24 protein-coding genes and 1 riboswitch are annotated in these 24,856 nt (G+C 28.7%); of the genes, 2 read left to right on the forward strand and 22 right to left on the reverse strand.

Annotated elements, in window-relative coordinates; translation table 11 throughout:
* Positions 1 to 66: 66 nt before the first annotated feature.
* From GOM42_RS10060 to GOM42_RS10110, 11 genes are all read right to left on the reverse strand, one after another.
* A complete protein-coding gene (locus tag GOM42_RS10060; protein WP_003458733.1) occupies positions 67 to 1,080 on the reverse strand; it encodes a molybdopterin-binding protein in 1,014 nt (337 codons plus the stop codon).
* Positions 1,081 to 1,197: 117 nt separating this feature from the next.
* Positions 1,198 to 1,794: a molybdenum cofactor guanylyltransferase gene (locus GOM42_RS10065; protein WP_011590955.1), complete on the reverse strand. Its 597-nt coding sequence runs from the start codon at positions 1,792 to 1,794 to the stop codon at positions 1,198 to 1,200.
* 44 nt (positions 1,795 to 1,838) lie between these two features.
* Positions 1,839 to 3,059, reverse strand: coding sequence for a gephyrin-like molybdotransferase Glp (gene glp, locus GOM42_RS10070; RefSeq protein WP_003458732.1), 1,221 nt, complete (start codon positions 3,057 to 3,059; stop codon positions 1,839 to 1,841).
* A 148-nt stretch (positions 3,060 to 3,207) separates the two neighbouring features.
* Positions 3,208 to 3,402: riboswitch (molybdenum cofactor riboswitch) on the reverse strand.
* The gene (gene mobB / locus GOM42_RS10075; RefSeq protein WP_003458698.1) at positions 3,398 to 3,880 is read right to left on the reverse strand and encodes a molybdopterin-guanine dinucleotide biosynthesis protein B; all 483 of its coding nucleotides are present in this window, start codon (positions 3,878 to 3,880) and stop codon (positions 3,398 to 3,400) included. It overlaps the preceding riboswitch by 5 nt.
* 75 nt (positions 3,881 to 3,955) lie before the next feature.
* Positions 3,956 to 5,179: an FAD-dependent oxidoreductase gene (locus GOM42_RS10080; protein WP_011590958.1), complete on the reverse strand. Its 1,224-nt coding sequence runs from the start codon at positions 5,177 to 5,179 to the stop codon at positions 3,956 to 3,958.
* Position 5,180: 1 nt separating this feature from the next.
* Positions 5,181 to 5,594 (reverse strand): 4Fe-4S dicluster domain-containing protein, encoded by a 414-nt coding sequence (locus GOM42_RS10085; RefSeq protein ID WP_003458719.1) that lies wholly within the window; start codon positions 5,592 to 5,594, stop codon positions 5,181 to 5,183.
* 12 nt (positions 5,595 to 5,606) lie between these two features.
* Positions 5,607 to 7,685, reverse strand: coding sequence for a nitrate reductase (locus GOM42_RS10090; RefSeq protein WP_110077188.1), 2,079 nt, complete (start codon positions 7,683 to 7,685; stop codon positions 5,607 to 5,609).
* Positions 7,686 to 7,970: 285 nt separating this feature from the next.
* Complete coding sequence (locus GOM42_RS10095) at positions 7,971 to 8,399, reverse strand: hypothetical protein (protein WP_011590959.1); 429 nt, start codon at positions 8,397 to 8,399, stop codon at positions 7,971 to 7,973.
* 221 nt (positions 8,400 to 8,620) lie between these two features.
* Positions 8,621 to 9,898, reverse strand: coding sequence for an FAD-dependent oxidoreductase (locus GOM42_RS10100; protein WP_003451172.1), 1,278 nt, complete (start codon positions 9,896 to 9,898; stop codon positions 8,621 to 8,623).
* A gap of 31 nt (positions 9,899 to 9,929) precedes the next feature.
* On the reverse strand, positions 9,930 to 10,910 hold the full coding sequence (locus GOM42_RS10105) for a sulfide/dihydroorotate dehydrogenase-like FAD/NAD-binding protein (RefSeq protein ID WP_110077222.1): 981 nt from the start codon (positions 10,908 to 10,910) through the stop codon (positions 9,930 to 9,932).
* A gap of 244 nt (positions 10,911 to 11,154) precedes the next feature.
* Complete coding sequence (locus GOM42_RS10110; protein WP_003451263.1) at positions 11,155 to 12,030, reverse strand: D-alanyl-D-alanine carboxypeptidase family protein; 876 nt, start codon at positions 12,028 to 12,030, stop codon at positions 11,155 to 11,157.
* Between the two features lie 147 nt (positions 12,031 to 12,177).
* Between GOM42_RS10110 and GOM42_RS10115 the strand changes: the two genes are divergently transcribed.
* Entirely contained in the window at positions 12,178 to 12,750 is a 573-nt protein-coding gene (locus GOM42_RS10115; protein ID WP_057257486.1) for a DUF2953 domain-containing protein, read from the forward strand.
* Between the two features lie 46 nt (positions 12,751 to 12,796).
* Positions 12,797 to 13,216 carry a GerW family sporulation protein gene (ytfJ, locus tag GOM42_RS10120; protein WP_110016145.1) on the forward strand — a complete coding sequence of 140 codons (420 nt, stop codon included), beginning with the start codon at positions 12,797 to 12,799 and terminating at the stop codon, positions 13,214 to 13,216.
* A gap of 328 nt (positions 13,217 to 13,544) precedes the next feature.
* Here ytfJ and scpB read toward each other — a convergent pair whose 3' ends face one another.
* The 11 genes from scpB to recN all read right to left on the reverse strand — a co-directional run bounded on the left by scpB (position 13,545) and on the right by recN (position 24,846).
* Positions 13,545 to 14,132 (reverse strand): SMC-Scp complex subunit ScpB, encoded by a 588-nt coding sequence (gene scpB / locus GOM42_RS10125; RefSeq protein WP_003451108.1) that lies wholly within the window; start codon positions 14,130 to 14,132, stop codon positions 13,545 to 13,547.
* On the reverse strand, positions 14,125 to 14,871 hold the full coding sequence (locus GOM42_RS10130; RefSeq protein WP_003458723.1) for a segregation/condensation protein A: 747 nt from the start codon (positions 14,869 to 14,871) through the stop codon (positions 14,125 to 14,127). The genes scpB and GOM42_RS10130 overlap by 8 nt, the downstream gene beginning before the upstream one ends.
* Before the next feature lie 278 nt (positions 14,872 to 15,149).
* Complete coding sequence (locus GOM42_RS10135) at positions 15,150 to 16,358, reverse strand: D-alanyl-D-alanine carboxypeptidase family protein (RefSeq protein ID WP_003471121.1); 1,209 nt, start codon at positions 16,356 to 16,358, stop codon at positions 15,150 to 15,152.
* Positions 16,359 to 16,609: 251 nt separating this feature from the next.
* Complete coding sequence (locus tag GOM42_RS10140; RefSeq protein WP_003470716.1) at positions 16,610 to 17,911, reverse strand: pyrimidine-nucleoside phosphorylase; 1,302 nt, start codon at positions 17,909 to 17,911, stop codon at positions 16,610 to 16,612.
* A 246-nt stretch (positions 17,912 to 18,157) separates the two neighbouring features.
* Positions 18,158 to 19,030, reverse strand: a complete 873-nt coding sequence (locus GOM42_RS10145; RefSeq protein WP_110016144.1) for a site-specific tyrosine recombinase — start codon at positions 19,028 to 19,030, stop codon at positions 18,158 to 18,160.
* Between the two features lie 49 nt (positions 19,031 to 19,079).
* Positions 19,080 to 19,700: a stage II sporulation protein M gene (gene spoIIM, locus GOM42_RS10150; RefSeq protein WP_003469014.1), complete on the reverse strand. Its 621-nt coding sequence runs from the start codon at positions 19,698 to 19,700 to the stop codon at positions 19,080 to 19,082.
* Between the two features lie 133 nt (positions 19,701 to 19,833).
* Complete coding sequence (locus tag GOM42_RS10155; RefSeq protein WP_110016143.1) at positions 19,834 to 20,364, reverse strand: NUDIX hydrolase; 531 nt, start codon at positions 20,362 to 20,364, stop codon at positions 19,834 to 19,836.
* Between the two features lie 61 nt (positions 20,365 to 20,425).
* Positions 20,426 to 20,731 carry a hypothetical protein gene (locus GOM42_RS10160; RefSeq protein WP_110077223.1) on the reverse strand — a complete coding sequence of 102 codons (306 nt, stop codon included), beginning with the start codon at positions 20,729 to 20,731 and terminating at the stop codon, positions 20,426 to 20,428.
* Positions 20,732 to 20,807: 76 nt separating this feature from the next.
* A complete protein-coding gene (gene spo0A, locus GOM42_RS10165; RefSeq protein WP_131440316.1) occupies positions 20,808 to 21,638 on the reverse strand; it encodes a sporulation transcription factor Spo0A in 831 nt (276 codons plus the stop codon).
* 173 nt (positions 21,639 to 21,811) lie between these two features.
* Positions 21,812 to 22,972 (reverse strand): SpoIVB peptidase, encoded by a 1,161-nt coding sequence (gene spoIVB / locus GOM42_RS10170; protein WP_003451227.1) that lies wholly within the window; start codon positions 22,970 to 22,972, stop codon positions 21,812 to 21,814.
* 176 nt (positions 22,973 to 23,148) lie between these two features.
* Complete coding sequence (gene recN / locus GOM42_RS10175) at positions 23,149 to 24,846, reverse strand: DNA repair protein RecN (protein WP_003458741.1); 1,698 nt, start codon at positions 24,844 to 24,846, stop codon at positions 23,149 to 23,151.
* Between the last annotated feature and the right edge of the window lie 10 nt (positions 24,847 to 24,856).

Here is a 24,856-nt window from a genome sequence, read left to right on the forward strand (position 1 = left end):
CTTTTAGGTGAATAATGATTTTATCTCTTTATCCAAACTTTTCTAACCTTTAACAATAATTTCTAATTACTTTCCAAAGGAACAATGTGGAAAAGTACAAACTGGGCAATTTAAACAAAGTCCACCATGACCATATTCAGCTATATCTCTTAAAGTTAATCTTTCATCTGCTAAAACTCTTGGAAGGACTAAATCTAAAGCTGTTCTTTTTGAATACATGGCACAGCTTGGTATTCCAATAATAGGAACATCATTATAATAAGCTAAAAGAAGCATAGCTCCTGGAAGTACAGGTGAACCATATGTTATTAATTCTCCTCCACATTCCTTTATAGCTGTAGGAGTAACATCGTCTGGATCAACTGACATTCCCCCTGTACAAAGTATAAGTTCTGCACCTTCATCTAAAGCTCTTTTTATTTCCTCTATAATTTTCTCCTTATCATCTGGAAGAATAACCTGTCTTTCAAGATCTATATTAAATTCCTTAAGCTTTTCCTTAAGAACAGGACCAAAGGCATCTTTTATTCTTCCACTATAAACTTCATTTCCTGTAGTTATTGCAAAAGTCTTTTTATTTTTTATCTCTTTAACTTCTATAATCTTATCTTTTATAAGATTTTCTGCTTCTATTATTTTATTTTCATCTATAACTAGTGGAATTACTCTAGTAGCCCCTACCTTATCACCTTTTTTAACTGGAAAATTCCCATGAATTGTAGAAACTATTATTTCACCTAGCATATTTAATTCTAATAATTTTTCCTTATCTATTTTTAAAAGTCCGTCTTTATCAGCTAAAAATTCTATTTTTCCTTCTTTTATTTCTCCAAAACTTAATCCTTCTCCACAAACTAGGTCCTTTAATCTTTCAGCAGCCTCATTTTCATGAAGCATTCCCTCTTCTTTTTCCCATACATAAACATGTTCTTTTCCTATTGATAAAAGTTTTTCTATATCTTCTTCTCTTATAACATGGCCCTTTTTAAAGGCTCTTCCTTTAAATTTACCTGGTATTATTTGAGTTACATCATGAGATAATATTGTTCCAACAGCATCTTCAACTCTTATTTGTTTCATACTAATCCTGTTATAAGTTATTTATTTTAAGTCCATCTCCATCTAAAACTATATATTTAATATAAATAACTTTAAACAGTTCACCTCCTCCTAGTGTTTTTAGTAATAAAAGGTTTCCTAAATTTCTTTTTTCTTTATTAAATCTTCATACTCATCAACTGTATTTATATTATAAAAATTCTTTATTTCTTTTTTATGTACTTTTTCTATAAAAGGAAATTCTTCAACTACCTTCATAGAAAATTTAAAACAGGTTTTTATTAATTTATTGCTATTATTTATAAGTTCTTTTTCCATAATATCTTTGCAACTTTTTTTATATATGGCACAAAGAGGTTGTAGTCTTTCCTGAAACTTAGGAATTAAAATTTCATAGTCTTCCTTTATATTTCCTAAATAATTAACCACATCTTTATTTATAAAAGGCATATCACAGGCAACAACTAAGCAATAATCATTTTTAATATGATTTAAGGCTGAATGAATTCCACTTAAAGGCCCTTGACCAGGATATATATCCTTAAAAACTTTAAGTCCAAACTCCTTATACTCTCCTGGATTATTGGATATTATTATTATTTCCTCATAATCTTCTAAGGCTTTTATTATTCTCTCTATAAAATAGTCCTCTTCATATTTTAAAAAAGCCTTATTTCTATAATTCATTCTACTACTTTTCCCTCCAGCTAAAATAGCAGCACTCTTTTTTATCACCTTAATACACCTCCTATAAACCTATTTTTAAACTAATTATTTATTTATAATTTTATTATGTTTACTACTTCTCCTCTATTTAAGCCTTCATTTCCTTTTTCAATTTCTATTAAGCAATTAGCATTTAGAAGAGAACTTAATATACCATTTCCACTTTTAATTTGAGTTATATAAACCTTTGCTCCCTTTTCATCATATATAATATTTCCTCTTAAAAACCTTCTTTGAGGGCTTTTTTTATTAAAAGAATCCATTAAGACTCCCTTTTCTCTTTTAATATTTATATTTTCTTCCTCTCCCTCTAATTTTTTAAGTACAGGCTTTCCTAATAATTCAAATGTAGTTAAGGCAGCATTAGGATTTCCTGAAAGGCTTATCAATATTTTTTCTTGCCTTTTGCTACATACAACTGCAGAGCCAGGTTTAATTTTTATTTTCCAAAATAACCTTTCAAAGCCTATACTTCCAGAAACCTTTTGCATAAGATCTTTTTCTCCTACAGAAGCTCCTCCTGTAGTAAATACTATATCTGATTTTTCAAAGGCTTTTTCTATAGCTTCTCCTATTTTTAAGATATTGTCTCCTACATGTTCCATAGACAAAACATTGTATCCTAGCTCTTCTATTCTTGCACTTAAACTATATAAATTACTGTCATATATTTTTCCTGGTTTTAAGGTGGAATTTATATCACATACCTCATCCCCGGTACTAATTATTGAAACCTTAGGCTTTTTATAAACAAGTACCTCACTTATACCAGAGCTAGCCATTATGCCTAAATCAGCATAATCAAGTCTTTTACCTTTTTTAATTAAAGTTTCTCCAATCTTTATATCCTCTCCCATAAAAGATATGTTCTCATTAGCTTTCATTTCCTTAAATATTTTAACCAAATCTCCATGTCTTTCTGTTTCTTCTTGCTTAAGTACGCAATCAGCTCCCACAGGGATTGGAGCCCCAGTCATAATTCTAATAGCCTCTCCATGTTTTATTTCTATTTCTGAAAAATCACCTGCAAATATCTCATCTACTATTTTAAGCTCTATAGGATTTTCTTTTGAAGTTCCCTTAGAATCTTCTGATTTAAAAGCATATCCATCAAAAACTGACTTATTAAAGGGAGGATTATTAATCTTAGATTTAACATCACCATACAAAACTCTCTTTAAAGAATCCTTTATGCTAACAACCTCACTTTTTAAAGCCTTAGTGTTCTTATTTAATATTTCAAGAGCTTCTTCTAAAGCTATAAATTTTTTCAAAATATCACCATCCCTTTATAAAATAAAATGCTTATTATTTTTGTTATAACAACAAGAATAATAAGCATTAAATTAAATAGTCTTTTTAGACCTTAATATTAAAACTAAAAAACATAATTAACAATATTATTATGTAAGTTCTATGTTTTTTACTTTTGCTTATTCTCCTTCCCAAAATACGTGGAGGCAAAATTCTTTCAAACCTTACCCTGTGGATTACCCCAATTAAACCAATTAACAATTTAAGTTCTTATTAAACTTAATGTTAAATAATTTAGTAATCCAGGCTTAAAAATCATAGAACCTTCTCCTTAGATCTTTAAGCTTGGAGATTTATACTAATTTTCTATTACAAGGTTAGCAATTTCTTCATAATTATTTAAGTTAACAACTCTAACTCCTTCTAGAGATAAACTAACATCACTAGCAACTCCTATAAGCTTTTCCTTTGGAGTTATTATTTTCTTACTAATACCTTGTCTATATACTTCAAGCTTTCTATATTTGCTCTTTTTATAACCTTCTATTATTATAAAATCGAAATCTTCAACTTGCTTTATTAACTCTTCTAGAGGAACTTCTTCCTGAACCTCTCTTATAAGAGCCATTCTTTCCTTTGAGGAAATTATTACTGCTTCAGCTCCTGCTTTTCTATGACGCCAAGTATCTTTTCCCTCTTTGTCTATATCAAAACCATGAACATCATGCTTTATAGTAGCAACAGTATATCCTCTATTTTTAAGCTCTTTTATAAGTCCTTCTATTAAAACTGTTTTTCCTGTATTAGAACAGCTAGCAACTACATTCACAATCTTAGCCAAAGCCTTTTCCTCCCATTATAACTTAAATATATTGTTTTCCAAATTAAAATTTACATACTTATATTATAATTTATATTAATATGTGTACTCTAAATTTTCTTTTATATTGAAGAAATCTGCATAGTCAATTTCAAATAATGGCTTTTTAACCTTTGATACGTGTATCTTCTCTTTTATAAGTTGAGTTAAAACTCCTGCATAAGATAAATCGCCTTGAATTATAGCTCCATAAATTTTTCCATCCTTATGGATTATCTTTTTATAATTCTCTCCTGAAATATCAATTTCTTCTGTGTAAGAATCATCTGGAGCATTAACAACTCCTAAAGACATTGTTGTAAGTCCTAAGAAATTCATTGTATTCTTACTTCCAAAGAAATCTTCCATGAATATTTCATTACCAACCATATTGTTTGCTGCTATTATACCTTCTTTTACAGCAGTTGGCCATATAGGATTTCTTCCAGTGATATCTCCAGCTCCATAGACATCTCTTGCATTAGTTTCGCCTTTTTCATTTATTATTAATCCAAATCTATCTGTTTCTATAGAGCTATCTTTTAAGAATGCTACATTTGATCTAACTCCAGTTGCAACTATTATAAGCTCGCAAGGAATTTCTTCTCCTGTATTTATAAGTAATGCCTTTGGATTTTTATTTTCATCAATTAAAACTTTTTCCGCTCTAACTCCAAGTTTTAATTTAACTCCAGCATCTTCAAATCTCTTCTCGTATTTAGAAGAAGCATATTTATCAAGTTGAATTGGAAGGACTCTGTCCCCCATTTCAACTAAAGTAACATTTAAATCTTTAAATGCAAGTCCTGCTATGGCGTCTATGCCAACAAGTCCTGCTCCTAAAACAACCACGTTTTTAACCTTTTCTGCCTCTTCTTTAATTTTAATAGCATCCTCTAAGTTTCTTAATCCAACAACATTTTTAGCTTCTCTTAAATTCTCTACTGGAGGAATGAATGCTGATGCTCCTGTTGCTAATAATATCTTATCATATTTTAAGCTTTCTCCATTTGAAAGAACTATTACATGTTCTCTATCATCTATAGCTTTAACTTCTAAGCCTTTTTTCCACTCTATGTTGTATTTTTCAAAGAAATCTCTATCTGTAAAATCTAAAGCCTCAATATCTCTATGGCCACTTATGTAATGATGTAATATACATCTTGAATAAACATTTTCGTCCTTTGAAACTAATATTATTTCTGCATCTTTGTCAAGTTCTCTAAGTGTTTTTGCTCCACTTATTCCAGCAGCTGATGCCCCCACAACAATATATCTCATATTATTCTTCTACCTCCTCTAAAGTTATTGCTCCCATTGGACATTTTGCAACGCATTGAGGAGTTTTTTCTTTTGTACTTGCACACATATCACATTTCATTATATATTTATTCATTTCATGTTCAGCTTTTAATACTCCATATGGGCAAGCCATTACACACATAAAGCAACTTGCACATCTTGATTTGTCATAAGTTACAAAACCAGTTTCTTTATCTTTCTTCATAGCACCACTCATACAAGTGTAAACACACTCTGGTCTATCACAGTGTCTACAGAAAATAGGAGTGTATTTTCCTTCACTTGTTATTGCAATTCTACTTCTTGTATCCTCTGAATCATGAGAAACTATACAAGCAGTTGTGCATGTTAAGCATCCCACGCATTTATCTCTATTGATTTTTATTCTTTTCAAAGTAATCCCCTCCTATTTTCTAACCTTTTCTATATTAACTTGAACTGTTTTATATGAAGGCTCCTTAGAATAAGGATCAAATACAGATGGTGTTAATAAATTTGTTTCTATATAATGTATTGGTGCATATAAAGTTTTTTCTTTAAGATTATCAGTTAATCTTGCTATAAACTTAGATGTATGCCCATTTGATGAATGAATTAAAACCTCATCATTTTCTTTTATATCAAGCTTTTCTGCATCTTTTCTATTTATATATACATATGCCTTTTGTGAAACTATATTAGTTACAGCTTGTATTTCTCTAGTTCTAGTATGAGTATGCCATTGTCCCACAGTTCCTCTACCAGTGTTTAAGTTAAATGGGAACTCTTCATTTGTAGCATTTGGATTTTCAGTTACATCTTCAAAAATAAACTTAGCTTTTCCACTTGGAGTATAATATTTTCCGTCTTCAAATAATCTTCTTTCATCAGACTCTAATTCTTCTCCTTTTCTACAAGGCCATTGAATTCCCTTAGAATCTCTTAATCTTTCATAAGATACTCCTGTAATATCACAAGGCATTCCTTTACTACATTCTCTTAGAAGCTTAAAGGCATCCTCTGGAGTTCTCCATTTGTCTAAAAGACTTCCCATTCCTAAGGCTTCTCCAATTCCTAATAATATTTCATAATCACTTAATTCATCTTCTTCCTTCTCTAAAACAGGAACTAAAGCTGAAAGTCTACGCTCAGTATTTATTAAGAAACCTTCTTTTTTAATAGCTGGAACTGAAGGTAAATATAAATCACATTCTTTAGAACTATCTGTATCTTCATAAATATCTTGAACTACAAAGAAATCTAGGTTTTTCATAGCTTTTTTAAACTCTTCGTTGTTACTAAATGAATGTTTAGGGTTAGTACAAACTACCCATAGTCCTTTGATTTCTCCCTTATTTATTCCTTTTATTATTTGCTCATAATCTAAAGTTGGCTTAGTTGGAAGCATATTCTCATCCATGCCTAATATATCAGCAACCACTTTTCTTCTCTCTTTGTTATTGTATTCTCCACCACCATAAAGAGCAGTTGTGTTACTAAACATTCTTGATCCCATAGCATTACATTGTCCTGTTAAGGAGTTAGCTCCTGTTCCTTCTCTTCCCATATTTCCTGTGATTAAAGCAAGATTTATAATGGCTTGAGCAGTTCTAACAGCTTCATAGCTTTGGTTAACTCCCATTGTCCACCAGAATGAAACTCTCTTTCCTTCATGGATTATTTTTGCAAGTTCTAGAACTCTCATCTTAGAGATTCCTGTTCTTTCTTCAACATCTTCTAATGTATATTTCTTAACATGTGCTTTGAAATCTTCAAAGCCCTCTGTGTAATTATTTATATAATCTTGGTTTATCCATCCTTTTTCTATAAGAACATTTGCTAAAGTATAGAAAAGAGCTAAATCTCCCTTAGTTTTTATATCAATCCACATATCTGAATTCATAGCTGTCTCAGACTTTCTTGGATCTATAGTAATTATTTTAGCATCCTTATTTTTTCTAACTCTTCCCCAAGCTATTGGATGAGCTATAACTGGATTTGCTCCAATAAAAAATATAGTATCTGAAAGTTCTAAATCTTTTAAAGTATATGGAGGGGCGTCAAATCCAAAGCTTTGTTTATAAGCTACAACTGCTGATGCCATACAAAGTCTTGTATTACCATCTCCATTTATACCCATGTAGCTTCTTCCTACATGACCTAAAAGAGCCATTTCCTCTGTTGGTAATTGACCTGTACTTATGTAAGCTACACTTTCTTTACCATACTTTTCTTGAATAGCTGTCATCTTACTAGCAAATAAATCAAAAGCTTCTTTCCATTCTATAGCTTTTCTTTCTCCATCTTTCATTTTAAGTAAAGGCTTCTTTGAACCATTAAACTTAGTACATTGTTTATCTAAATTAAGTCCTTTTATACAAGAAAATCCCTTATTAACTGGATAATGTGGAGTTGGAACTACTCTTTTTATTTTTCCATCCTCTGTGTAAAAATCTAAATTACACGCAAGAGCACAATAGTTACAAGTAGATTGTATTCTTTTCATACTTTTTTCCTCCGTTCACAAACATAACTTTGTTAAAAATTTATCATACTTATTTGAATTATATCATTATATTATCCATAATAATATGATAATTATCACGCTTTTTAACTACATTTTAAATTATTTTAATTTTCTTTGTTAAAACTTTTTTCTTAATCTGAAAGTTATTTTTTGTTTTTAAATTTAAATCTTAACTAAGAAAAGGTACTATGAATTAATCATAGTACCTTTTACTAAAATAACAAATAAATTATATACTTATTTATTACTTATATATTTAATCTTTTATTTAAACAATAAATAAACTGAATAAATTAAAGCTAATACTCCAATTACTTTTAAATAACTTTCATAAATATCAGCCATATTGTCTCCACTAGGGTCTTTTAAAGAAAAAATATGTTGAATCTCAAAAACAAAACTAGTAAACTTTATACACATAATACCTGATATCCCTAAAACTATAGTTAAAATAATATTTGAAAAACTTAAATTTCTAAAGTTTATTATACCTGCAATTAAAACACCTGCTAAATATGTAATAAAAATAGCCTTTTCTAAAATACTTTTTAATTTTTCTTTTCTTATTAAATTATTTTTCGCCTTATTTTTAAGGGCTTCATAATCTTCAAACTCTTTATTTAAGCAATCACCATTTTTACAAAGCAAATTTTCATCCTCATTGACCTCTCCACATCTTTTACATATTTTCATATAGACACCCCCTGTTACTTAATTTTATAATATAAATTCCCATTGTAATTATATTCCTACTTAATTTAACACTCTATTTACTTACTGAAATTTTCTTAATTTCTTTATAAAAAATAAAGTATCTAAAGAATATAAATAAACTTAATATTTATAAATATTCTAAAGATACTTTTTGTTTTCAAACTATATTTTAAGCATAATAATATTATAAAATCTTAAATTTACATAAGTTTTTTGCTAAAAACTCCATCTAAATTTAATTGAGCTACTCTCTTTTGAATTTCATCTTTATCTATTGTATAAAGTCCTAACTCTTTCATTCTATTAAAGTAAACTGAACCTGCAAAGGTATATCTATTTTTCTTTCCTTCTCTAGATTGAGATTCTTCATTAGCAAAGGCTATTATATCTCCTAAAACAGTTGCTCTTGGAAGAATTAAATAAGGAATTCCTAAAGCATGTCTTACTGCATTGTGTCCAGCTAAAGTACCTGTAACTATAGCCTCTGTATGTCCAACAAAAAGTCCTGATTTTTCTCCTGCACAGAATAAATTAGTAACTCCTTTAACCTTCATATTATCATCTCTTGGAGCCACTGATAGGTATCTTATAGAGTTACCCTTTCCACCTGCATATGGATCAACATACTTAGCATTTTCAAGACCTTTAATCTTTCTAAGCTTTTCAAGAGGATAATAAGTAGTCATAAGCTTAGCATGTCCAGTATCTAATAAAACAACATTTTCTGCAAATTCCTTAAGAGCATATTGCTGACAAACCTTTGTATTTAATTTATCATAATTAACATCTTCTTTTGGAATTTTAAGAACGACACAACCTTTTTCCTCAAGTTCTTTTCTTATTTCCTCTGAAAGAGTTTCTTTTGCAAGTTTACATGAACCACTAAATGCTCCTAGTTCATCTCCAACTCTTTCTCCTTGTATATCTTCAACTCCACATCTTGAACTTATACTAATTCTAGGACCAAAGGAAGGACATCTTAAAATACACATAGAGCATCCATTACCGTATCTTAGGCAATTTCCCATAGGGCCTGTTGAACCAGTAGTTTCAATGAACACATCTCCTTTATAATATTGTCCATCACTTGTATAAACTCCTAAAATTTTGTTGTCTTCTTGTTTTATATCAATGATTCTAGAAACCATTTTTGTTTCAATTCCTAGACTTTCTACATATCTTTTAACTTCTCCCTCAACTAAATTAACATCATAAAGCCAAGCATGTTCATGTCCAGGAAATGGTATATCCTTGTGTCTACTAACCTTATCAGTTATATTTATTAAATCTCCGCCTCCCATAGCTATTAATTCCTCAGAGGCTGTATATCTTCCATTATTCCTCATTATTCCGCCAACATTACCAAGTCCTAATAATAAATCTGTCTTTTCAAAAAGAACTACATCTGCTCCCATTTTTTTTGCTTCAATAGCGGCTGCAACTCCTGACCATCCGCCACCAATAACAACAACTTTCATAAAAACTCTCCCTTCTATAAATTAATCTTTATTAAATGAATCTTCTATCTTCAAATATTTTTCTAGGATCACTTTGCACCTTACAAAGTCTTTTTACCTTGTGACCAGCAAACCTAGCTGTACAGCTTCCACATACCCCTTCTCCGCAGCACATTTTAGCATTATTACAACAAGATACTTTTGTAGATTCATCTTTCAAATCATTTAAATATTCTATAAGTTTATAAGTTAATATATCCGCTCCAGCACAATAGATTAAATCCCATTGTCCATTTTTAATAACTTCCTTTGCTTCATTTGATATTTCACCTTTGTTGATTAAATTCATAGGAACATACTGAATATCGTATCCCTCTAAATATTTTTCTATATAACTTTCTTTAAAAGGTGCCTTATCTAAAAGAATCTTAACCTTATTTCCTTCATTAGCTAACTTTTTAATAACTGGTACAGCAGGAGCTAATCCAATTCCTCTGCAAAGTACAAGGACCTCTCCATTCTTAGTTGAGTCTATATTTTTTATTCCAAATACTCCATTAAAATAAGGCCCTCTTATAGTTATTTCTCCTTTAACCTCAGTATTTAAGAGCCTCTTAGTTTTTATTCCTCTAACCTCAATAAGTACTTTTATTACATTTTTATCTGCATCAGATTCTAAAATAGATATAGGTACATCAAAAAACGGATTATCATTAGTTCTTATAAATATAAACTTACCTGGTCCAAGTAAATCAATACAAAGTTTATGAGGTGCCCTAAACTCTATAAATAATAATCCTTCTTCAACTTCTACAGCATCTATGACATCACAAGTAAAAGTTTTTCTGCCTTCCTTAGCTTTAAATCCATTACTTGCAAATTCTTCATATATGCAAACCCCTTTCCAGTTTACACAATCACAAAAACACTTTCCGTGAAGTTGAGAACAAAGTATGCATTCTCCTTCTTCTGCTAAGTGACAAGGACAAAATTCCGTACCAGCATCTATACAATCAATTACTTCATAATCCATAAAAACCCTCCCATTTGAATTCTTACTATTAAAATATCCCTGAGAGATTAAAAATGTTACAAAATTTCTTTAATAAATAATTAATCCTTAAAATATTTTCTAAAATTATTTTAAATATAAAACTTTAAATCCCTGGTATTAAAAGCTATTAAGCATTTATATATAACAAAAATAATATTTTTTAAACTTTAAAACAAAAAAATCAAAGGTGTTATATTAAAATATTAATATAACACCTTTGATTTTAAGAATAATTGGCTTTAACATATTCATAAACTCTTTCAGTGGCTTCCCACCTAGTTGGACAATTTAAAACTACTATGATTATATTTCTTCCATTATGATCTACAGAACTTACTAAACATTTCCCCGCCTGACCAGTATAGCCTGTTTTTCCTCCATTGGCATTAGGTAATCTCCAAAGCATTTTATTTATATTGCTATAACTTCTAGTAAAATTATATTTTTCAGCCCCTACTTCCTTAGTTCCTGATATCTCTCTAAAGAAAGGCTCTTCCATAGCTTTTGACATTAAAACCGCTAAATCATAAGCAGAGGAAAAATGCATTTGGCTATCTAATCCATGAGGAGATTGAAAGTTTGAATCCTTAAGACCTAACATTCTAGCAAAATCATTCATAAGTATAGAAAAGTTCTCTATACTACCTCCAATATGCTCTGCAATAGCTATGGCAGCATCATTTCCTGACTTGTACATAAGTCCAAAAAGAAGTTCTCTCATTGTAACCTTTTCTCCAGCCCTAAATCCAACTTTTGATCCTCTAATACTTGCTGCAGTTTTAGATATTGTAACCTCTTCATCTAAGTCAGAATAATTTATTGCAACTAAAGCAGTTAATATTTTAGTGGTACTTGCCATAGGTACATTTCTAAAAGCATTCTTTTCATATAAAATCTTTTTGTTTTTAGCATCATAGGCAATAGCAAAATGTGCATCAGGAGTAATATCCTTGCACTGCTTTCCATATCCATCTTTTACATCCATAGTCTCTACTGAAACTTCCTCTGGAATACAACTTTCCTTTCCAAGAACAATAACATTAGAACATATAGATATTGTTATTAAAAAAAACATAAGAATTGAAATCTTCTTTTTCATAAAATATCTCTCCTTAAACTAAGCTTTTTTATCTATGAAACCTTCTTTTATTAGCTTTCCACTTTATAAATTTAATAACCTAGTATATTTTTGGATAATTAAAGCTATTATTGTCAATAATGTATAAATGGTAAGGAGGTTTATGAAGTGCTGAAGTTTTTTTTATTATTTTTATTATTACTACTTTTAGTTTTATTGTTTTTTCCAATAAATTTAAAATTCAAATTAGTATTTTCAGAAAAAGATTTTAAGATTAATTTTTATAAATTTGAAATATTATCTTTAAATAAAATATTAGGAGCTCATAAAGAAAAAAAGGAAATTTCAAAAAAAGGAAATAAGGACACTAAAATAAAGAAATCTTCTAAAAAGAAAAGAACCTTTTTAAAGCCTCCATCTAACCTTACCATTGCAAAATTAATAAAATTATTAACTAAAAGTAAATTTAAACCGTCTTTAAAAATTGTATTAGATTTAAATTTTTCAAGTGAAGATGCAGCTTTAACTGCTATCTTATATGGATTTATACATCAAATTTTATCTTTAATATACACAAGATTGGATTACTTTTTTAAACTAAAAAAGTTTACTGGAAACATAAATCCTAAATTTAATAATGAAAATTACTTATTTTTTGAAGTTCAAGGTATAATAACCATAAATTTTGCTCAAATTATATATATAGGATTTCTTTACTTATTAAACTTCAAGAAGTTATAAATATTATTTTTAATAGAGTTTAAAAATACTTTAGGAGGTTTGTACCATGATAAACTCAAATCACCCAATAGAAAATCTAATGGGTACAACAATGGAAAGCATAAGAGACATGATAGATGTTAATACTGTAGTTGGAGATGCCATAGAAACTAGAGATGGAAGTTACATAATTCCAATATCAAAAGTTTCCTTTGGATTTGCTTCGGGAGGCTCAGAACTTCCAAATAAAGAATGTGAAAAAATAGATGATAGATTTGCCTTTGGTGGGGGCTCTGGCGCTGGTGTTAGTGTAAAGCCAGTTGCTTTCTTAGTTCTTAAAGGTGATTCTGTAAGGCTATTACCTGTAAACCAAACTAATACTTATGACAGAATAGTTGATAATATTCCTCAAATAATTGAAATATTTAAGGATATGGGCAATAAAAAGTGTAAAGACAAAAAAGAAGATTCTAATTTTTGTGACTAAAAGCCTGCTATAGCTTTATTAACTCATTTAAATAGTTTCTTAACTATTCCTGATTTTATTGAAGAGTTAAACATTATAAATACCCTCTAATACAATAAAATCAACCAATCAAACTCCATAATAAAACAACCTAAAACCTAAAAAATAAAATTCTTACTTCGCAGGGAGTAAGAAATAGAAACTTTATAGTTTAATGAGTTAATTTGCTATTTAAATAATAGAAGGTAGAGAATAATTAATATTCTCTACCTTCTTAATTTATATAAACAAATTATTATACTAAATTCCTTAAGTTATACTATTTTACTTTTTATAAATTTAGAATCATCTACTCTTCCACCATGTCAGAAACCTCATCATTTTCTTCAAATAACTCTATAGATGGAAGATCTCCTAAATCATTTAATGCAAAATGTCTTAAAAATTCATCTGTAGTTCCATAAAGTATAGGTCTTCCTGGAACCTCTAATCTTCCAGTTTCCTCAACTAAATTTTTTTCAACAAGTCTTTGTATAGCACTTTCGCTTTTTACTCCTCTTATCTCATCTATCTCAACTCTAGTAATAGGTTGCTTATAACATATTATTGCTAAACTTTCTAAAGAAGCCTGAGATAAGGATTGTCTAACATTCTTTTTTAAAAGCTTTTGAACATATTCACTATTTTTTGTTTTAGTAACTAACTGATAAGTTCCATTTAAACTAATAATTTTTATCCCTCTTGAACTATCTCCATTATATATATTCATTAATTCTCTCATTAAATCTTCTACATATTTAAAATCCTCTTCTACTATTCTACATATATCCTTTAAAGCAAGAGGTTCTCCACTAACAAATAAAAGAGATTCTATAATAGACTTAAGCTCGTCTTTTTTAGATATTTCACTAAATTCTATTTGATTTATATCACTCATTTACTATCACCTTTTCCATCATAATCTCACCAAAGTTTTCATATTGGACAACTTTAATTTCACTTCTTTTTATAAGTTCAAGCATTGCCATAAAAGTAACAACTACTTCTAGCTTACATTCGCACTGTGGTATAAACTCTGAAAACCTAACAATGCTCTTTTCACTTAGCTTATCCCTTAAGAAATTAATTTTATCAGTAATTTTATATTTATCTACACTTATCTTTTTCTCCATAACATTTACATTTTGTTTTTCACCGTAAATTCTCATAAGATTGTTATAGAGCTTATAAAGATCAAGCATAGTTATATTTTTAAAGTAATCATCATCAAGTTTGTTGTCCACTTCAACTTCAATAATTTCAGCTTTTTTTGTAAATACTTCTCCAGTAGAAAGTTCTCTTTCTCTTAAATAAGCACTTATTTTCTTAAACTTTTTATACTCTTGAAGTTTTTCCATTAATATTTTCTGAAGATCTTCCTCACAAGTCTCATCTTCAACTTTAACCTTAGGAAGTAATGATTTCGATTTTATTTCTATTAAAGTAGCTGCCATAACTATAAACTCTGAAGTTATTTCTAAATCAAGTTCCTTCATTAAGGCTATATATTCTAAATACTGTTTTGTGATTTCATGAATCTTTATCTCAGTAATACTCATTTCATTTTTTTTGATTAAATGCAAAAGCAAATCAAAAGGTCCATCAAAGTTTTTAAGTTTGATAATTGGCATTTCCATAGTCTATTTTTCTCCTACTATTCAAAACTTCACATAATATCATAACAACTATCATATAAAAAAGCAATTAACACTAAGTTTAAGAGATACAAGAAGTTGATTTTATAAAAATAACCTTCTCTCTAGTTATTCTTTTACTAACTTTGCATCTATATAAGAAAAATTTATATACAAAAACAACTAGCATAAGGAGACTATATGCTAGTTGTTCTTCTTTCAACTTATAGGTATTTATTTTTAGTTTTTAATGAATACAGTCAAAATGTCTGAATAATACTTTATTTTTCATTACTCTTTTCTTCTGTTTTTTCTTCTACTTTATCTTCCTCTTCACCATTAAAGAAATTCTTAACCTTGAATTTAACACTATCAATAATTCCGCCTTTTTTCATATCTCTATCTGAATATAATTCAACTTTACCTAGAAGTTCACCATCTAGATAATATTCACAATATCCTATAGTATCAAATTCTTTAATTTTTTTCTTACTTTCATATAAAACAACTTTTTTCTCTATTTTGTCACTCATACCCTTTGGACAAACTAAAGTTAAATCATCCTTAGCTTTTCCTATGATAAACTTATCTCCTGTTTGACTCATAGGAATTTGTTCTACCTCACCATCTTTTGTAGCTACTTGCTTGCTTTCAAACTTAGAAAATCCATAATTCATAAGCATACTAGCATCTCTATTTCTTATTTTAAATGTTGGAGCTCCCATTATTACTGAAAGCATTCTAACTCCGTCCCTAGTTGCTGTAGCTGATATACAGTATTTAGCGTCATTAGTAAATCCAGTTTTAAGACCATCACATCCCTTAAAGAATCTAACTAATTTATTATGGTTAACAAGTTCAATAGGAGATTTTCTTCCCTCTGATATAGTTTCCATATAAGTTCCTGTATATTTTAATATAGTAGGATGTTTTAATAATTCCCTAGACATAATAGAAATATCATATGCAGTAGATAAATGTCCTTCTATAGGAAGCCCTGTGCAGTTTTTAAATGTAGTGTTTTTCATTCCAAGCTCCTTAGCTCTTTTGTTCATCATCTCAACAAAACCACTTTCACTTCCACCTAAATATTCAGCCATAGCTACAGCGGCATCATTACCTGAAGCTATTCCTATACCTTTTATAATCTCCTCAACAGTTCTTACTTCTCCAACATCTAGGAGCATAGTACTACCACCCATTTTCTTAGCAGTCTCACTTACTGTGATTTGATCTGAAAGTTTTATTTCTCCTCTATCTACTTTTTCCATGGCAAGTAACATTGTCATAATCTTTGTTACTGAAGCAGGTGCAAATTTTTCATTAGCATTTTTTTCATAAATTATTTTTCCTGTACTAGCTTCCATAAGAAGAGCTGATCTTGCTTCTACTTCTATTGCCTCTTCAGCTTTTACAGGAACAGAAGAAACAATGCTAAATAAAGATAAAAATATTGCAAAAGCTGCTATTTTTCTTATGTATTTTTTCATAATATCTCCTCCTTTCTTGCTTATTTTCTCCCAAAAGAAATAAATTATAAGCAAAAAAGAAAAAGTTATCCTATACTTTAATTTGTATAGGATAACTTTAACGAGAAAATCTATAATGAGTACCAAAACTTAATTTATTTAAAGTGGTTGGGTTCCTTGTTAGATATGGTTATTCAAAGATTACGATGCATAACTATAAATCTTAGCTATACCTGACAAGAATCCAACCAGCTTTAAAGCATTTTTTAAAACTATTTAACTATATCATATATTAATGGAATATCTTTTACTGAATCTGATATTTCGTAATTAGCTAATATTCCATCTACTGCTTTCTTACCTTTTTCTTCATCATCAGCATGAATATATGCTATGATATCTCCTTCATTAACTTTGTCTCCTCTTTTCTTTTGAAGAACAATACCAACAGCTAAATCTATAATACTTTCTTTAGTAGCTCTTCCTGCTCCAAGTTCCATAGCAACTAATCCTATGTTTTCAGCATGTATTTTGCTTACAACCCCTGATTTATTAGCCTTAACTGGAATTACATATTTAGCATTATGTAAGTTTGATATATCATCAATAACTGATGCATCTCCACCTTGAGCTTTTACAAATTCTTTTAATTTTTCAATTGCTTTTCCTGAAGTTATTGTTTCCATTAACATTTTTCTTGCTTCATCAGTATCTTTAGCAGCACCTGCTAAAACAACCATGTTGCTTCCAAGTGTTAAGCAAAGCTCTAAAAGATCCTTAGGACCATTTCCTCTTAAAGTTTCTATGGCTTCTTTAACTTCTAATGCATTACCTATAGCAAATCCTAAAGGTTGATCCATATCTGAAATTATGGCAACAGTATTTCTTCCAACATGTTTACCTATTCCAACCATTTCAGTTGCAAGTTCTCTAGCTGCCTCTGGAGTTTTCATAAATGCTCCATCTCCCACCTTAACGTCTAATACTATGGCATCAGCGCCTGCAGCAATTTTTTTACTCATAATACTTGAAGCTATTAATGATACATTATCAACAGTTCCAGTAACATCTCTTAAAGCATAAAGTTTTTTATCAGCTGGAGCTAAATCTCCTGTTTGTCCACCAACTGCTAATTTTATATTATTAACATTATTTATAAATTGATCCTTAGTCATTTCTACTGAGAATCCATCAAAACTTTCTAATTTATCTATTGTTCCACCAGTATGTCCAAGACCTCTTCCTGACATTTTAGCTACAGGAATTCCTAAAGCCGCAACCATAGGTCCTAAAACTAAAGTAGTAGTATCACCAACCCCACCAGTTGAATGCTTATCTACTTTTATACCGTGTATTTCACTTAAATCTAATATATCTCCTGAATTAACCATAGCCATAGTTAAATCTGAAGTTTCTCTCTTATTCATTTTTTGGAAATATATAGCCATTAATAAGGCTGCTACTTGATAATCTGGTATTTCACCATTTGTATATTTATCAACAAAAAAGTTTATTTCTTCAGTGCTTAATTCCCCACCATTTCTCTTTTTTAATATTAAATCATACATTCTCATAAGTTTCTTTCCTCCACACTATCAATTTGTGATAACCTTTTCATAAATTCATTTTATCAGAGAGATTCCTTATTTACAAGTACTTTCATCCTATAAAATATTATATTTTTTTCAACATTAATGAATTTTTCTTTTCTTAATTATAAAATTAAAATTATTTTTATGTATTTTTTAATAAATTCTAATATTTTAAAGCTAAAAATTATAAAAAGAAAAGACTTTTATGAAAGCCTTTTCTTATATATATTATGCTCTTGGATGAGCCTTTCTGTATATATTGTTAATTTTTTCATTGTTTATAATATCATAGTACATATCTATATAAGTCATAACTTGATTTCCTAATAGTTCTTGTACCACCTTAGCATTTGCTCCGTTTTGTAATAAATGCACTGCAAAAGAATGTCTAAATGTATTTAAATTTATATCCTTGCCAATATTTGCAATAACAGCATACTCCTTAACAATTCTCCAAACTCCTTGCCTAGTTATAGGTTCTCCACTCATATTTAAGAAAAGCTTATCTGATCCTTTAGAATTATCTTCTCTTACCACAATATATCTTTTAAGAGATTCCTTAGCTGCTTTTCCTATTGGTATAAGTCTCTCATACCCTCTACTATCTCTACAATTTACAAAAGATGAATCCAAATTAATATCTTCAATTCTTAAAGATATTAACTCTGAAACTTTCATTCCAGTAGCATACATAAGTTCTAATAAAGCCTTATCGCGTATTCCCTTTTCAGTTAAAACATTAGTTGAATTCATAATTTTATTTATTTCTTCAACAGTTAAAACTAAAGGCTTTTTCTTTTCAACTCTTTCCTTTTTCATAGTTAAGTTTGGAACTTTCTTTAAAAATTCTTCTGCCACTAAGAAATTGTAAAAATTTCTTAAAGATATGATTGTTCTTTGAATTGATGATGGAGACTTATGATTTTCTTTTAGATGTTGTACATAAGATACCAAAGGATATCCATCCTCATTTACTTTAAATCCTTTTTCCTCTACAAAATCTAAATACATAGAGACATCTGTAATGTATGCACTTACGGTATTCTTTCTCTTTCCTATTGATTCTAGATATACTTCGTATTTGCTTACTAAATCTTTCATATTAACTCCTAACCAAAATGTTATTACATAATTATTTATATTACAGAAATCACCTACTAATTACTAATCTTATTAAATTAGGTGATATATATGTTTCAATTAGTATTCCTGATATTATAATTAAGCTTAAAAGCCCTTGAAAGTTTAAATATGCCCTACTAACATCAAGTTTTACTCTATCTCTAGATACTCCCATTTTTAACTTTGTAACTGAATGTCTTATAGCCAAAACGCTGATTAACATTATTATTGGAATAAAAATTAAATTCTGAAGCATTAATCCTGATAAGACTAACATAACACCCTTGCTTCCTAGCATGCTAACGATTAAAGAAAATGTAAATCCAATAACATATCCTTTAGCTAAATCCATCATAAGAATTATTGGTGTTCCTACAGCTGTGTAACCTAATAAAACTATTATTACAACCATTGGTAGAATACTCTTTATACTATCTACAAGAATACTTGTATAAGCTACAGAATTTCCACCTAAAAACTCTAAAAAGTTATTAAAATAAGTAGTAATTTCAACCCTATTAAAATCACTCATATAGTAAACTGTATAAGATCCTAAAACTATTCCAACTAAAAAGAATAAAAGTACCCATAAAAAAGTGATTTTATTTTCCTTTAATGACTCCATAAGTCCACTAAAAAACATCCTCATAAATTCTTCTTACCCTCCATTAAAGCTATTTATTAAAAGATATGATTAACATAATAAAAAGATACATACTTTTTTAAATTTATAAAAAAATAAGAACTAAAGTAATTTCAAATACTCTAGTTCCTATTTCTCATTATTTAATATTTTCATAGAAAAATAAACATGCTATAGTTTTTGCATCAGTTATTTTTCCTTCTATAATCATATTTTTAACTTCCTCTAAGGAATATTCATTTAAATTTAAAAATTCATCATGATCAAAATTAGTTTCTCCCTTTTTAAGTTCATGAGCTTTATATATATGAACTACTTCATCACAAAATCCTGGTGATGGTGCTATTTGTCCTAAATATGTTATCTTATTAGCTGAATATCCTGTCTCTTCTTTAAGTTCTCTTAAGGCTGCTTTTTCTAATATTTCTTCCTTATCAACCTTTCCTGCTGGTAATTCTAAAAACACTCTATTAAAAGGCTTTCTAAACTGTTCTACCATAAGAATATTTCCTTTTTCATTGAAAGCTATAACACAAACCCCATTTGAATGTTTAACAATATCTCTTTCTGCCTCATTGCCATCTGGTAATTTCACCTTTTGCTTAACAAGTTCCATAAAAGAACACTTAAATATGCTCTCCTCATTTAAAGTTTTTTCATATAAATCCATATATCTCACCTCAATTTTGGACCTAAAAAATCTAAAATTATTTTTTAAATTTATATAAATATTATAAAATTTCAAATGATATTTGTGAAAACTCCTCACTTAAATTATTATCTATTTTTCTTCTTACTCTTCTTTTCTTCTTTTGAATTTTATAAGGACATCCATCAACATGTTTATTATTAGGTAATGTATAAAAATATTTTCCATCTCTTTGCTTTTTAACTTCCCTAAAACCAAGTTTTGCTTTACATCCATCTATTGGACATACTAAATTCTTTTTATATATTTTTTCATACTCAGATTTAGTTATACAATTAGCTAAAATAATCTTTTTTTCATTTCCTTCTACATATACCGCTTTTCTCAAATTACCTCACCTCTCTATAAAAAAGCACTTTTTATCAGTGAAAATATTATCTGATAAAAAGTGCTTTCTCCTTAATTTAGCTAACTTTATTCTTTAGTCTTAATTTATCTGCAACCATAGCTATAAACTCTGAGTTTGTTGGTTTACCCTTATCATTGTGAATAGTATGTCCAAATATTTTGTTTATAGCATCTATTTGTCCTCTTCCCCAAGCAACCTCTATAGCATGTCTTATAGCTCTTTCAACTCTACTTGCAGTAGTATTATATTTCTTTGCTATTGAAGGATATAACTCTTTTGTTATAGCTGATAGTAATTCCATATCATTTACAACCATAGTTATAGCTTCTCTTAAATACATATATCCTTTTATGTGAGCTGGAACTCCTATTTCATGAATTATACTAGTTATTTCAACCTCTAAATCCATAGGCTCTTTGTTATCATCAGAAGATGAATCCTCACTTTTTGAACCTTCAACTACACTAATTGTAGGTTTACTATTTGTAGGTTCCTCTGATATTGTGCTATTAAACATTTGTCTTATTCTCTCTGTAAATACATCCATGTCAAATGGTTTAACAACATAATAATCTGTCCCTAAAGTTATAGCTCTTTGAGTAATTTTGTCTTGTCCAACAGCAGATAATACTATTACTCTTGGAGTTTTTTCTAATCCTAGAGAATTTATTCTTTCAAGTACACCTAATCCATCTAAATGTGGCATAATTATATCTAATACAACTAAATCTGGTTGTTTTTCTTCTATAAGTTTTAAAGCTTCCAATCCATCCTTTGCAATTCCTGTAACAACAATATCCCTTTGACTTAATAAATAGTCATTTAAAATATTGCAAAACTCTTTGTTATCATCAGCAATTAATACAGATATTTTTGATTCCTTCATGCTTTTCTCTCCTTAACCAACTTTATATATCCATTTTTTTACAATTATTCTACTTTAACTATATTCGACAAAACTTATTTATTTCCTTCTAAAAAAAATAAATACTAAAAAATTCATTTAATTTTCTAGTATTTATTATAACACATATTTACATTAATCACACTTATTTTCTATTATATAATTTTTGCATCTTTTAACATCCACTCTATATAAATTCCATATCCTACTTCAGGTTTATTAACCAAAACATGTGTCACAGCACCAATTATTTTATCATTTTGTATAATTGGACTTCCACTCATTCCTTGGACAACACCACCAGTTTTTTCTAATAATCTTTCATCTGTAATCTTAATTACCATACTCTTTGTACTAATGCTATCTTGCTTTGCAAGTTTTACAATTTCAATATCATAAAGCTTAGGACCTTCTTCATCAATAGTAGTTATAATTTGTGCTGGTCCTGGCTGAATTTCATCTCTCCAACCAACTTTATAAGTTTTATTATTAATATTTTTTAAATTTTCTGTATTCATGCTACCAAATATTCCACATTGTGTATTTCCTGTAACATTTCCTATTGGTTTCTTATCACTTGAAAAAATTCCTCTTAATTCTCCTGGATTACCTTTAACACCTTTTTTTATGCTTATTATTGAAGAATTTAAAAGATCTCCATTTTTTATTGAAAGAATTTTTTCTGTTTCACTATCTGTTATTGGATGACCTATTGCTCCATATTTTCCACTTTCTTTATCATAGAAAGTAAGTGTACCTACACCAGCAGTAGAATCTCTTACCCAAAGACCTATTTTATAATCACCATCTGCATTTTTTGATAAATTTATATTTTTAGTTATTTCTTCACCATTTCTCTCAATTAATATTTCAACATTTTCTGATTTACTCTCGTTGATTTTTTTTGATAAATCTTTTGAATTTTTTATTTTATTTCCATTTACACTTATAAGTCTATCACCAATTTGTATTCCACCATTTTGAGCTGGACTCTCTACTTCTCCTTCTCCTGTTGTTAAGTCTGAATAACCTACTGCTAATACACCATCTGTTGAAACCCTTACACCTACTGAATTTCCTCCAGCATAAAGCTCTATATCTTTCTTTTCCTGTTCACTATTTACAAGAGCTACGCCATATCTGTTCTTAAACTTTTCATCATTACTACTCTTAGAATTTAAAGAATAGAAATTGCTACTTGCAAAAACATTATTACTCTCACAATAATCCCTTGCAAATGTTACAGAGGATAAAAGTAATATTAAAGACATCATTATTATTGATATAATCTTTATTCTTTTGTTCATATTTTTCATTAACTATCTCCTCCTTTTCTATTCTTAATTTGCCCCTTTCAAAAAAATAATATCCTGTATTAACTTTGTTATTCTAGCCAAATCAATTTAAAATATACTAAAATTCTCATATTAGTTTTAAAATAAAAAAAAATAGAACTGTTTAACAGTTCTATTTTGTATTAAAAATCACTTTATTATGTATGAAAAGTCTTAATTGTTTCTTTTTTTGTATCAGCTAGCTCTATCATCTCTTTAGCATTTAATAATGTATTACTTGTCATTTCAACGCCACCTAGCATTTTTCCAACCTCTTCAATTTTTTGATTATAAGTTATAGGTTCAACCTTTGAAAAAGTTTTATTATCTATTACTTTTTTTCTAACCATATAATGATTGTCCGACATACTTGCTATTTGAGGAAGATGTGTGATACAAAAAACTTGATGTTTTGTTGATATTTCATACATCTTTTCTCCAACGGATTGAGCTACTCTTCCACTTATACCGGTGTCTATTTCATCAAATATAACTGTAGGAATCTTATCCTTATCTATAAACACAGCTTTTAAAGCTAACATTATTCTTGAAAGTTCTCCTCCAGAAACTATTCTTTCCATAGGCTTTAATGGTTCACCAGGATTTGTTGATATAAGAAATTGTACTTTGTCCTTACCTTTAAAGTTAAAGGTTTCATCTTCCTCAATAAGAACTTCAAATCTACATTTTCCTAAGCCAACATAGGCCAGTTCTTTATGGATATTTTCTTCTAAAACTTTTGAAAGTTCTATTCTCTTATTATGAATTCTATTAGCTATTTCACTTAAAACATTCTCAACTTTACTTTTTTCATTTAAAAGATCTTCAATTATTTTTTCTGAGTTTTTAATATTATTTATTTGAGATAAAATATTATTTTTATATTCTAAGATTTCGGCTATACTATTTCCATACTTCTTCTTTAATGCAGCAATCTTAAACATACGGCTATTTATTTCTTCTAATTCATTGCCATCATAAACACTTTCATCACATATATCCCTAATTTCTCTAGCCATTTCTTGTATTTCATAGTACATTTCCATTATTTTAGAGTTTATATTTTTGATTTTTTCTAAATGCTCTTCAACATTTGAAAGCTCCCTATTTACTACTGATAAAGAATCCACTACACTGCTTTCAATACCATTTAATAGATTATATGATATTCCCAGTGAATTTTTTATTTTTTCTGCATTAGATAAAACATTAAATCTTTCTGTTAACTCTTCTTCTTCACCATTTCTAAGCTTGGCTTCTTCAATTTCATTTAACTGATATTCTAAATAATTTAAAAGTTTTTCATCTTTTCCTTCATTGCTTAATTCACTTATTTTTCTTTCTATATCCTTAAGCTCTGAGAATTTTTCTCCATATTCTTTTAAATCTTCACTTAACTTAGAATCTCCAAAATCATCTAAATACATTATATGATTTTCTTTATTTAATAAATTTTGATTGTTATGTTGACCATGTATGTCTAGAAGTGTGCTACTTATTTTTTTTAAAGTAGCTACTATTATACTTCTTCCATTAACCTTTATATTACTTCTACCGTTTATAAAAGTTTCTCTAGAAATTATTAAAGTATCATCATACTCTATTTCTAAATCATCTAAAATTTCTTTAAGCCTCTCATTATCATCTATTGAAAATATAGCCTCTACAAAAGTCTTTTCTTCTCCAGTTCTAATTAAGTCCTTGTTAAACTTACTTCCTTGAACATAATTTATCGCATCTATAAGAATAGACTTACCAGCTCCAGTTTCTCCTGATAAAATAGTGAATCCTTCTTTAAAATCTAAAGATGCTTTTTCTATCAAAGCAAAGTTATTTATAGTTAATTGTAAAAGCATACTTCTCCTC

Origin of the sequence: Clostridium sp. 16K-1-R1, from assembly GCF_023921145.1 — a bacterium.
Taxonomy (GTDB): domain Bacteria; phylum Bacillota; class Clostridia; order Clostridiales; family Clostridiaceae; genus Sarcina; species Sarcina perfringens.